Raw genomic sequence first — 12,554 nt, 5'->3', positions numbered from 1 at the left:
TTATTTTTTTGTGAAAAGTTATAAATATACTATTGTATTTATTTTTATTCACAGTATAATAATAAACATCAAATAATTTTTTAGTATTATATGTAAATTTGTAAATTCCATTATAATTGAAACTTATCGTTATACTATTTTTATACATAACTGCTAAAAATAAACAGGGAGTGAAATCAATGAAAGTAGGCATTGTGGGTGCGACAGGATATGGTGGAGCAGAGTTACTAAGAATTTTAGGATCACACCCGGAATTTGCCATCACATCCCTGTATACCTCTTCTCAACAGGGAAATCTAATTGAACAACATTATCCGCATTTAACGGGGATCTTTCCACAAAAGCTTGAGGAAATCAATCCTGTTGAAATGGCGAAACATACGGATCTTATCTTTTTAGCTACACCGTCCGGAGTTTCATCAGAATTAGCTCCGAAATTACTTGAAAAAGGCTGTACTGTTATAGATTTATCAGGAGATTTTCGTTTAAAAAATCTAGAAAACTATGAGACTTGGTATAACAAGCCAGCTCCACTGCAAAAGTGGGTTAATCAAGCGGTTTATTCAATTCCTGAATTAAATCGAACTGAAGTAAAGGGAGCCAAATTTATTTCAAATCCAGGGTGCTATCCGACTGCGACACTATTGGGGCTAGCTCCAGTCATAAAAGAAAATTTGCTTGCTGAAGGTTCTGTCATAATAGATGCAAAATCTGGCGTGTCCGGAGCGGGACGATCAGCAAGTTTAGGAACTATTTATAGTGAATTGAACGAAAACTTAAAAATTTATAAAGTTAACCAACACCAACATATTCCTGAAATTGAACAAACACTTCAACAATTCGGTTATCAATCTCCTATTACATTTCAGACACATCTTGTTCCAATGACTAGGGGAATTATGACGACTATATATGGAACAATCGATTCATCTATGACAGAAGAACGTTTATGGAATCTTTATCAAGAGTTTTATGAAGATAAAATATTTGTAAGAGTTAGAAGGTTGGGCACGTTTCCTACTACAAAAGAGGTGCTAGGTTCAAATTTTTGTGATATAGGAGTTGCTCTTGACAATCGGACGGGTAGAGTAACGATTGTTTCTGTAATTGATAATTTAATGAAAGGTGCCGCGAGTCAAGCGGTGCAAAATGCTAATATTATGTTTGGATTTGATGAATCTCTCGGACTAACATTCAGTCCAGTTTATCCTTAATCTTCTATCAGGGGAGTGTCAATAATGAAAACAGTCAGTAAACAGCCGATTGCCAAGGTGACAGAAGGGAGTATTGTATCACCGCAAGGGTTTTCAGCAGCAGGCCTTCATACAAAAGTTAAACGTAAACGCAATGATTTAGGGATCATTTACAGTGAGGTTCCCGCAGACTCAGCCGCTGTATACACATTGAATCAAATTATTGCAGCACCTCTCCTTACGACGAAGGAAAGTTTGGACCAGGAAGGTAAACTTCAAGCCGTTGTAATTAATAGTGGCAATGCTAATGCTTGTATGGGAAAACAAGGATTATTGGATGCCAATGAAATGAAAAAAGCGGTATCAGATACATTTTTAATCAAAAGTCACTATGTTGCAGTTGCATCAACAGGGGTAATTGGAGAAAAAATGCCAATGGATAAAATTATCCCAGGTATTCAAAAACTAAAACCGTCAAAAAGTAATGAAGCTGCCGAAGATTTTAATGAAGCCATTTTAACAACAGATACGTGTAAGAAAACAACCTGTTATGAAACGTACATCAATGGAAAAAAGATAACGATGGCTGGCTCTGCTAAAGGTTCAGGAATGATTGCACCTAATATGGCTACAATGCTAGGTTTTATTACAACAGATGCTGCCATTTCACATGAACATTTGCAAATAGCCTTACGGGATGTTACGAATCAAACGTTTAATCGTATTACTGTTGATGGAGACACATCTACAAATGATATGGTACTCGTAATGGCCAATGGGTTAGCAGGAAATGAGCCCCTTTCACCTAAACATGAAGAATGGGAAACATTTACGCAACTGTTGAATCAGGTTTGTGAAGATTTGGCTATTATGATTGCTAAAGATGGAGAAGGTGCGACGAAATTAATTGAAGTAACTGTGAATGGTGCACTCTCTAATGAAGATGCAGGGAAATGTGCTAAGACGGTTGTTGGCTCAGATCTTGTTAAAACAATGGTCTATGGTGCTGATCCTAACTGGGGTAGATTAATGATGGCGATTGGTCGGAGCGGCATTACATTAAACCCTGAAACGATTGATATTTCAATCGGTCCGAACTCTTTGCTCCAAGATAGTGAACCGGTTGATTATAGCGAAGAAGTTTTAAGTAATTATTTACAGCAAGAAAAGGTAGAAATCGACATTAATCTAAATATCGGATCCGGAACGGGTAAAGCTTGGGGATGCGATTTAACATATGAATATGTAAGAATAAATGCGAGTTATCGAACGTGATAAAAGATGATAAATTTGGAGGAAGGATATCATGGATAAAATCATTGTCATCAAATGTGGCGGCAGTATGATTGAGACATTGTCAGATGAATTTTTCTTGAATATCAAAAAAATTCAAAGTCATGGATATAAACCTATAATCGTTCATGGGGGAGGACCCGCGATTAATAAATTACTCGATAGTTTGCAAATTCAAGCCGAATTCATTAATGGGCTAAGGAAAACAACTCATGAAGTGATGGAAGTTGTTGAAATGGTTTTATCGGGCAGTATGACGAATAAATTAGTTCGCACACTGCAAAAACATGGAATTTCAGCGATTGGCATCACTGGTTCAGACGGGGGATTAATGAGCGGCAAAGCAAAGGATTCTGAGAATTTAGGCCTTGTAGGAGAAATTACTGACGTCAATCAAAGCTTTATATTTGATTTGCTCTCGATCGGTATGATACCCGTTATTTCTCCAATTGCTGTAAGCGAGGATAAAAATCATTTTTATAATGTGAATGCGGACTCAGCTGCTGCAGCTATTGCACTAGCTGTCCAAGCAGAAAAAATACTATTTGTGACAGACGTTCCTGGAATTTTAAAAGAAAATCAGTTGATTGAAAAAACAACTAAATCTGAAATGATGGATTTAATTGAGAATGGTACCATTTCAGGTGGTATGATCCCTAAAGTAATGGCTGCGATCAAAAGTATAGATGGTGGAATGAATGAAGTGATGATCGTCAGTGGGAAAACACCTTTATTTAAAGGAGTTCATTTCATTGGAACGACCATTCAAAAAGAATTGGAGGCAGTGAATTAGAGATGAGTTTTCTATTCGAAAATTATGGCCGTTGGGATTTGGAACTTACTTCTGGAAACGGAACGATTGTAATCGATTCAGAGGGGAAGGAATATTTGGATTTTACAGCTGGAATAGGTGTTTGTAATCTTGGTCACTGCTATCCGAAAATTGTCGATGCTCTGATTGAGCAAACTAAAACATTATGGCATACTTCGAACTTATTTAAAAGTTCATTACAGGAAGAGGTAGCTGAAAGGCTAACCGCTAATTCTGTTGGAGATGTAGTATTCTTTTGTAATAGCGGAGCTGAAGCGAATGAAGCAGCAATAAAACTGGCAAGAAAACATACAGGTAAATCTAAAATTATTACGTTTAAGCAATCCTTTCATGGACGTACTTTTGCTACGATGGCTGCAACTGGTCAGGATAAAGTGAAACAAGGTTTTGGAAACATGCTAGAAACGTTTATACATGTACCATATAATGACATTCAAGCTCTCGAAGAGGCAATCGACTTTGACACAGCTGCTATTATGCTAGAAGTTATTCAAGGCGAGGGTGGAGTACATCCAGCAAGAGAGGATTTTTTAAATAAAATCGAAAAACTTTGTTGCGAATATGGAACGTTACTAATAGTAGATGAAGTCCAAACAGGGATTGGCCGAACCGGAAAACCTTTTGGTTATCAACATTATTCCATTTCACCGGATATTATTACATCTGCTAAAGGACTTGGAAATGGCTTTCCTGTCGGAGCGATAATCGCTAAAGAAGAATTGAAATCTACCTTTAACCCCGGAAGTCATGGGTCAACCTTTGGTGGGAATCCATTAGCAATGGCAGCCGCTAAAGAGACGCTAGATACGATTTTTAATGACAAATTCCTTTTAGAAGTTCAAAGAAAAGGTGAATTTTTGGCGGGAAAACTCCAACAATTATTTAGCGAAATGCCGAACTTTAAAGGGATACGTTATAAAGGATTAATGTTTGGTTTAGAATTTGAAGATGAAGTTGCTCCAATGCTTGCTGAATTAAGGAAGAGCGGTTTAATTGTCTTAAATGCTGGACCGAATGTTATACGTTTGCTCCCACCATTGACAGTCACCAATGAAGAATTAGAAAAGTCGATTGAAATTATGAAGAGTACATTATTTCATAAGGTTAGCTAACTATATTTTTTTACTTTGAAATGTATAAAAATTCATTTGCGAAAATAAACATACAAAAAGGAGTCGGTGCATAATGGAAGGTATTCTAAAATTTGCTAATGGAAAACGGTATACCGGCCATTGGCACGGGGACATAGGGGAATATACAGGAGACGTTATATTTTATACAGGTATGGGAAATTTCCTAGAATTTATGACAGACCCTGCTATAAAAGGGAAAATAGTTATCGTTACTTATCCTGGTGTCTTACATTCAAGCTTTGATTTATCTAATTTTGAAAGTGAAGATCTTCAACTAGCAGCCTTGGTTACTCAACAAGAGTTATTGAAAACCTCGATTACAACCCAAAAGTGGATGTCTCTATTTAAAGAACAATCTATTCCTGTCTTAACAGGAACAGATACAAGGGCAATGGTAAAGGATCTCTTAAATAATGGAGAAATGTCTGCCACGATTTATGCTGATTATGAGGAAGTATCAAAGACAATTATTAAAAAAACGATACTAGGAAGAAGTGGAAAAGAAGTAATTAATCCTAATAGTGAAAAACATCTAGTTGTTCTTGACTTCGGTATTAAAAAATCACTAATTTCTTGGCTTCGTTGTTTAGATTATAAACTTACCATTATTTCTGGTGAGACGAATTTTTCGGAAATAAATAAGCTAGAGCCAGATGGTCTTGTTTTTTCTGGGGGTTCCGGAAATCCAACAGTTTGGAATAAATATTTAAAAGATTACAAAGAACTAGCCACAAAATTCCCAACTATCGGTTTCGGACTCGGTCATCAAATATTAGCTCTCTCATTCGGTGCAAAAGTTGACAAAATGAAATGGGGCCATCGAAATTTCAGGCAGCCTATTATTCATATTGAAACAAAAAAGATATATTCATCGAATCAAAATCACGGCTACAGTGTCTCAAATAAAGAGCTTGAATTAACCGGTTTTAAACCTTCATTTCTTTCAATACAGGACGGTTCCATTGAAGGACTTACACATGAGAAATATCCGATTAATACTTATCAATTTCATCCAGATGGAAGGAATCTTAAACTAGAGGCGCTTATGAAATCGGCCTATTTCCAGCAACTGGAACAGAGTAAAGGAGTAAAAATGTATGCCTAAAAGAAATGACATCAAGAAAGTCTTAGTGATCGGCTCAGGTCCGATTATGATCGGTCAGGCAGCAGAGTTTGATTACGCCGGAACACAGGCTTGCATGGCACTGAAAGAAGAAGGGGTTGAAGTTGTTCTTGTAAACAATAATCCCGCAACAATTATGACGGATGAAGAGTTTGCTGATGTTGTATATTTTGAACCTATGACGACTAAAAGTATTGAGCAAATAATCGAAAAGGAAAAACCAGATGGTATTTTAGGAACTCTTGGAGGTCAAACAGGTCTTAATTTAACCGTTCAGTTGTATCAAGAAGGAATATTAGAACGTCATAATGTTGAAGTGTTAGGAACATCTCCAGAATCGATCATACAAGGGGAAGATAGAGAAGCATTCCGATCACTGATGCATGATTTAGAGGAACCTGTACCTGAAAGTGCTATTATTCATACCATTCAGGAAGCATTAAACTTTGCCAATCAAATTGGTTACCCTGTTATTATTAGACCGGCTTATACATTAGGAGGCGGTGGCGGGGGCATTGTTTCAAATAGTGAAGAACTCGTTTCGGTAGTAGCGAAAGGCCTTGACGCAAGTCCTATTACTCAATGTTTAATAGAAAAAAGTATTGCAGGATTTAAAGAATTAGAATTTGAAATGATCCGTGATGAAAATGATACTTGTATTTCTATCTGTAGCATGGAAAACTTTGACCCAGTTGGTGTGCATACGGGTGATTCTATTGTCATAGCACCCCAACAAACTTTAAACGATCAAGAATTTGAAAATCTTTATACATCTGCAGTAAAGATAATTCGCGCTTTAAAAATAATCGGGGGCTGTAATATTCAATTTGCTCATGATCCAAATTCCGATCAATATTATTTAATTGAAGTAAACCCAAGACTTAGTAGATCATCGGCTCTAGCATCTAAAGCAACAGGCTATCCAATCGCAAAAATGGCCGCAAAATTGGCACTTGGTTATCATCTCCATGAATTACTTAACCCTGTTACAGGAACTACTTATGCTAGCACAGAGCCTGTCGTAGACTATGTTGTAGTTAAGATGCCTAGATGGCCATTTGATAAATTTGTTGGTGCAGATCGAACTTTAGGCACCCAAATGAAAGCGACAGGTGAAATTATGGCGATTGATCGCCACCTCCCTGGTGCTATTCAAAAAGCTGTCCGTTCATTAGAAATGAAAACGATTGGCCTTGAGTTAAAAGGAATTTCGGAGATAGACGATGAAACACTATGGGATTCAATTCAAAAACCTGATGATTTACGTTTTTTCTCCATTTTGGAACTAATGAGAAGAGGCATTACTACTCAAAATCTCCATGAAACAACGAAAATTGATCTGTTTTTCTTAGAGAACCTTTCCTTTTTAGTGGCGATGGAGGAAAAGGCGAAACAACAAACTCTAGCTACAATCGATCAAGATTTACTGCGAGAATTAAAGATCTTTGGTTTCTCAGATAAATGGTTAGCTAAAATTTGGAACATAGAATATAAAGCAGTTCGAGAAAAACTCAAACAGTTAGAAGTTTTGCCAGTTTATAATATGGTAGATTCATGTGCAGGGGAATTTCCGGCAGCGGCGCCCTATTTTTATTCAACTTGGAAGGGGCAAGGTGATCCGGTTACAGTAACAGGAAAACCGAAAATTGCCATCATCGGATCTGGACCAGTTCGGATCGGGCAAGGGATAGAATTTGATTATTGTACTGTCCACGGTGTTTTAGCTTTGAAAAAAGCAGGGTATGAGACAATTCTTATTAATAATAATCCAGGTACCGTCAGTACGGATTTTCAAATAGCTGATCGCCTATACTTTGAACCGCTCAGTACTGAAGATGTTTTAAATGTTTTAGAACATGAGAAACCTGAAGGAGTAATTATTCAGTTTGGTGGGCAAACATCGATTAATTTAGCGAAGGATTTGGAAGAAAACGGAGTGCCGCTACTTTCAATCTCTCAAGAACAAATTGATTTTCTTGAAGATCGCGATCGTTTTTATTCTTTATTAAAAGAGCTGAAAATTCCCCATATACCTGGGGTAACTGTTATAAATGAAAGTGAATTGAAGGAAAAAATTAAAGATATCGGTTTTCCTTTACTATTAAGACCATCCTATGTAATTGGTGGGCAGGGCATGCTTATTATCCAGGCTGAAGAAGATTTGGAAAATCATGTGCATAATATTCATTATCCTGTCTTAATAGATGCATATTATAAGGGAACTGAAATGGAAGTTGATGTTTTATCTAATGGGGAAAATATTTATATACCTGGATATTTCGAGCATATTGAAAAAGCAGGAGTCCATTCTGGAGATAGTATTGCCGTTACACCCCCAATTAGCATTTCGTCTGATCTGCAAAAGTGTGCTTTCGAATTTACGGAGAAAATTGCTCAAAAGCTCAAATTTAAAGGTATTTTCAATGTGCAATTTGTTATCTATCAAAATGAGCTATTTGTATTAGAAGTTAACCCGCGTGCATCACGAACTGTACCAATCATTAGTAAAATGACGGGTGTTAACTTAATAGAAGAAAGTATAAATATATTGATTGGTAAGGATTTCCAAATACCAAACAACTATAAACAATCGTACTACGCTATAAAAAATCCCATTTTTTCAACTGGAAAATTAAATGGAGTGGATCCCATTTTAACTCCTGAAATGAAATCAACAGGAGAGTTAATTGCTTTTGGGAATACATTTGATGAAGCGTTAGCAAAGGCCATTAATTGGAAAACAGACGAAGAGGGAAAGAATCTAAATGTTTATATTGACGCTCAAGAAGATAAAGACTTCAAAGCAATTAAGGACGAGTTGAAAAAACACGATGCATTTATTGCTAATGATCATATGCCTTTCACTGAATGGTTGAAAAAGAGTAGGCATGCTATTCTTATTAGTTTTGGAAAGTCGGATCAATCTAAACAAATGCGGATGCAAGCTTCAAGTGCTCAAGTTTCTGTCATAACAGAGATGGAAACAATGTTAACTTATTTAGCAGCTAAGAATCAAAAGAAGAAGGTTAAACCAGTTTCTCTTCAGGAATGGCATGATAAAATGGTAGAAAAAGAAAAGGTGATGTAATGGAAACGTTAGTAAACAGCTTAAAGGGCAAGCACCTCCTAACATTAGCAGATTTTTCAGGAGAGGAAATTACCCAGATTATAGATGCAGCAATTGAATTAAAGGAAAAGCAACACAATGGCGTTGTTCACCATTATTTAAAAGGGAAAACGTTAGCGATGATATTTGAAAAATCATCTACTAGAACACGCGTTTCCTTTGAGGTCGGAATGAGTCAACTAGGTGGTCATGCATTATTTTTAAGCCGTAATGACATCCAACTAGGAAGAGGGGAAACAGTTCCAGACACTGCAAAGGTTTTATCACGTTATGTTGATGGTATCATGATTCGTGCCCATGAACATTCTGCTGTTGAAGAATTAGCGGCTAATTCAAGCATCCCTGTGATCAATGCGTTAACTGATGATTTTCATCCGTGTCAAGCATTGGCGGATTTGATGACTCTTTATGAAGCGAAAGGGACTTTTAATAAGAAAAAATTAGCCTATATAGGTGACGGGAATAATGTGGCACATTCTTTAATGATTGCATGTGCAAAACTGGGTGTTGATTGTTCTATAGCAACTCCGGAAGGATATGAACCAAAAGCCGAAGTGATTGATTTATGCAAAAAGGTTGTAAGTGAAACGGGAGCATCTTTAATCGTCACAAATGATCCTAAGGAAGCAGTTCACGAAGCAGATGCTGTGTATACAGACGTATGGACGAGCATGGGCTGGGAAGAAGAACAAGAAGTTAGACTAAAAGCATTCCAGCCATACCAAGTGAATGCAGAATTAATGAGTTTTGCGAACAAAGATGCTATTTTCCTACACTGTCTGCCCGCAAAGCGTGGGCAAGAGGTGACTGCGGAAGTAATTGACGGACCACAATCATATGTTTTTGATGAAGCAGAAAATCGGCTGCATGTGCAAAAAGCTTTAATGGTGGCACTGATGGCATAACGAATTATAAAGACAGGAACAAGGGTAGATGGAAACCTAATATTTGGGCTCCATCTATCCTTGTTTGTTATGGTTAGGTATATCACCTATTATAGGCATTTCCATACAATATATTAGACCAGTTGAAGGGGGAGTTGCACGATGGAAAAGCTCCAATCCGGGCAGTTTACTGTTATGATTGTACCGCCTGCCACTTCATTCGGACCTGTGGACGGACGAAAATATACGATGAAATGGAGTGAGGAGGGGAATGCGCAGGTACTAACCATTGAAACGGCAAATAATATGCTTGGATTTAATACAAATAAGGGAGACCAATTAAGATTGGAATGGATGCCAAAGCTGGGTGAATATGTACTAGTGGGTATAGTGTACATGGATGAAGGTCATGAGAATGAAGAAAGAGTTCGAAATCGGTATAATCAATGGAAAACATCGATTCCTGAAATGCTATCTTTTATAATTCAATCGGATTTCGCATTATTTCAACACGTTCCATGGCTACTTGATGCACCTATTTTAGTACAATTTAATTCAGTATTTGAGCAATATAGCAAATTAGTCAATTTCGGAACACCTAGGAATTATCTATTTAACAGAAATTGAAGAATATATAGTTTAGCCGGATGTTAATTAATCCGGCTAATATTATTTTCTTTATAAAAATTCGATTTCGTCTCAATGTTAAAAGTATACTTTTGATATGACACAACATTTAATCATTTTAGTTAACTTCCGATAATAGATATTATGGTGGGGGCGTTTTGTGAGTTTTAATATTACCTACTCTATCCTGTGTTTATAATCGCTTTTTTTCACATTTATAATATCAATATACCTAACGCTTGTTTCGATTACATCATTAATAAATAATTGATTTGCTTTAGCGAATTCTTTTACTTTTTCGAGTAAGTCTTTGTTATAGGTTGTCTTATATTGGATTCTGTCATTTGGTCTTAAATCTTTGTTAAAAATAATAGTTCCTTTGGATAGAAGATTTTCTAAACCATTTTCAATAAGATAATTTACATGAGTATTGTTATCAATTGCTAAAGAATTTAGTTCCTCTAATATGTTTTTACTTACATTTGTTCTGAATTTAACTCTTGATATATCTGTTGTTTGGATCAATTTTCCGTTAACTAATTTCCACATTGTAGTTCCTCCTATTTTTTATTTAAGGTGTTGAATCATATTATATTTTTTACGCTTTATATAATTATCGTTGGCATTTTTATATATTATTTTAGCAAGTCTGGGCAGATTATGCTTTCCTTTTACCCAAACACGATAAATAGAATTTCCTTTATTAGTGATTGTTATGGTAATCTCCGACCGTAAGTTCCAAGATTGAAAAACAGAAAATAAACCTTCTGCAAATTGTAAACTCCCAGTTGTTACATTCATGACGTATCCAGTTTTTTGGACCCAACCATCCCCATCAATAACTCCTCTTACAAAACAAGGCAAATATTTCTCTGGTACTTTTGGAAATGGAACTGTTAAAGATTTATTAGGTTTAATACCTAATCTTCCAAGATCATCTTTTATTTCTTTAGAGTTTATCACTAACGTTGGAGTTATCATTGTTTTACCGAATGGGGCAAGGACATAGTCTGCATCCATATAATTTGCTACCTTCCGAAGAACTTCCTCGTCTTTTTGTGATAAGGATACACTATGTATTTGTTCATTAACATGGCCATCCGTAATAAACAACCCTAAAACCCATGCCATTTGATATGTCCATGTTTTGAAAAAGTCTTCATTTACTTTATTCTTTCGTGGGCGTCCAGATGATTGTTCCCGATTCATCTTTACTCCATGCTTATAAAGTACGTTTCGGATAGCTCTGTCTGATAGCCCTATGATTGGTACCATTTCTTTAAAAGGCATTCCACTTATGTACATATCAATAATTCTTTCGTCCGTGATACCTGGATTCCGCGGCATATAAATCCCCTCCTTCTTGATCTAAAACAGGTGTAACGAAGAAGTATTAAAAAATAGTATCTATTTTAATTATACAAACAAATGTTTGTGCAGGCAAGTGAAAATGTATAAAAGCCCGGGAAAAATGCACCCACTTGTCAAACAGTCAATTTCTCAAATGAGTATAAGACTAAGAACCCTTCACTGTCATAACAGTTAGGGTTCTGATTAAATATTACCTTTTTACAGCTTCATAAACGATCTTTTGGTTACCACTGGTCGGTTGTTTACCATATTCAAAATCGGCATATACTTGAATATCAGTAAATCCAATACTTTCTAAAATATACTTAAATTCATCAACACCGTACCATCGCACAGCAAAACGTTGCAATTCAGTTTGAATTAGCTCTCCATTTCTCCACTTTTCATATTTTAATAGCGTTACTTTATGTTGATTAAAAAATAAATCAACTTCCGTACATTTCTCTTCTAACGTGATAATATCGCCGTTTGGACAGTTAAAGATACTTGAACCACTCCACTTTCCTACTTCATCACTGTTCCAATTGTTTTCAGGCAGGAAAAGATCAAGTATTATCCGACCACCTATTTCCAAATGTTCATAAAGCCGCATTAAAACTTCCATTGCTTCTTCTCGATTTTCGATTAACAAAAATGAGCCTGCAGGAATAATGATGGCTTCATACTTATATGGAAGATTAAGTTCCTTCAGATCCGCTTCATACAAGTTTGTATTTAAGTTACGTGCTTCACAGCGCAGACGACAAGAAGCGAGCATTTCTGGTGAATAGTCTACCCCTTCCATGTTAAGTCCTGATTCTAGAAGTGGAATAATCACACGGCCCGAACCAACCATTGCTTCCAAAATACGCCCTTTACAATTTTTAAGTCTTTCACGGTAATATTCTATATCACCATCAAAAGATTGACCGATCTTTTTTGTTAAATTATAAACTTCGGTACAAAGTTCACCATAATAGCTAAAAGACATA

11 protein-coding genes are annotated in these 12,554 nt (G+C 36.2%); 8 read left to right on the top strand and 3 right to left on the bottom strand.

Annotated elements, in window-relative coordinates; translation table 11 throughout:
- The first annotated feature begins 179 nt into the window (after positions 1 to 179).
- From argC to BN1243_RS03980, 8 genes are all read left to right on the top strand, one after another.
- Positions 180 to 1,214 carry an N-acetyl-gamma-glutamyl-phosphate reductase gene (argC, locus tag BN1243_RS04015; RefSeq protein ID WP_062104967.1) on the top strand — a complete coding sequence of 345 codons (1,035 nt, stop codon included), beginning with the start codon at positions 180 to 182 and terminating at the stop codon, positions 1,212 to 1,214.
- A 24-nt stretch (positions 1,215 to 1,238) separates the two neighbouring features.
- Complete coding sequence (gene argJ / locus BN1243_RS04010; protein ID WP_062104966.1) at positions 1,239 to 2,468, top strand: bifunctional glutamate N-acetyltransferase/amino-acid acetyltransferase ArgJ; 1,230 nt, start codon at positions 1,239 to 1,241, stop codon at positions 2,466 to 2,468.
- Positions 2,469 to 2,499: 31 nt separating this feature from the next.
- Positions 2,500 to 3,279 carry an acetylglutamate kinase gene (gene argB, locus BN1243_RS04005; protein ID WP_062104965.1) on the top strand — a complete coding sequence of 260 codons (780 nt, stop codon included), beginning with the start codon at positions 2,500 to 2,502 and terminating at the stop codon, positions 3,277 to 3,279.
- 2 nt (positions 3,280 to 3,281) lie between these two features.
- A complete protein-coding gene (locus BN1243_RS04000; protein WP_062104964.1) occupies positions 3,282 to 4,430 on the top strand; it encodes an acetylornithine transaminase in 1,149 nt (382 codons plus the stop codon).
- A 73-nt stretch (positions 4,431 to 4,503) separates the two neighbouring features.
- The gene (locus BN1243_RS03995; protein WP_062104963.1) at positions 4,504 to 5,556 is read left to right on the top strand and encodes a carbamoyl phosphate synthase small subunit; all 1,053 of its coding nucleotides are present in this window, start codon (positions 4,504 to 4,506) and stop codon (positions 5,554 to 5,556) included.
- Positions 5,549 to 8,662, top strand: coding sequence for a carbamoyl phosphate synthase large subunit (locus BN1243_RS03990; RefSeq protein WP_062104962.1), 3,114 nt, complete (start codon positions 5,549 to 5,551; stop codon positions 8,660 to 8,662). The genes BN1243_RS03995 and BN1243_RS03990 overlap by 8 nt, the downstream gene beginning before the upstream one ends.
- Positions 8,662 to 9,606 (top strand): ornithine carbamoyltransferase, encoded by a 945-nt coding sequence (argF, locus tag BN1243_RS03985; protein WP_062104961.1) that lies wholly within the window; start codon positions 8,662 to 8,664, stop codon positions 9,604 to 9,606. The genes BN1243_RS03990 and argF overlap by 1 nt, the downstream gene beginning before the upstream one ends.
- Positions 9,607 to 9,747: 141 nt before the next feature.
- Complete coding sequence (locus BN1243_RS03980) at positions 9,748 to 10,212, top strand: staygreen family protein (protein WP_062104960.1); 465 nt, start codon at positions 9,748 to 9,750, stop codon at positions 10,210 to 10,212.
- A gap of 177 nt (positions 10,213 to 10,389) precedes the next feature.
- On the opposite strand, the gene BN1243_RS03975 is transcribed toward BN1243_RS03980, so the two are convergent.
- From BN1243_RS03975 to BN1243_RS03965, 3 genes are all read right to left on the bottom strand, one after another.
- Positions 10,390 to 10,761 (bottom strand): hypothetical protein, encoded by a 372-nt coding sequence (locus tag BN1243_RS03975; RefSeq protein WP_062104959.1) that lies wholly within the window; start codon positions 10,759 to 10,761, stop codon positions 10,390 to 10,392.
- Between the two features lie 18 nt (positions 10,762 to 10,779).
- Entirely contained in the window at positions 10,780 to 11,559 is a 780-nt protein-coding gene (locus BN1243_RS03970; RefSeq protein WP_062104958.1) for an LAGLIDADG family homing endonuclease, read from the bottom strand.
- 214 nt (positions 11,560 to 11,773) lie between these two features.
- Complete coding sequence (locus tag BN1243_RS03965; RefSeq protein ID WP_062104957.1) at positions 11,774 to 12,553, bottom strand: class I SAM-dependent methyltransferase; 780 nt, start codon at positions 12,551 to 12,553, stop codon at positions 11,774 to 11,776.
- Between the last annotated feature and the right edge of the window lies 1 nt (position 12,554).

Origin of the sequence: Bacillus niameyensis, from assembly GCF_001375535.1 — a bacterium.
Taxonomy (GTDB): domain Bacteria; phylum Bacillota; class Bacilli; order Bacillales; family Bacillaceae_C; genus Lederbergia; species Lederbergia niameyensis.
The sequence above is the reverse complement of the archived record's forward strand: the minus strand, read 5'-3'. Positions and strand labels throughout refer to the sequence as shown.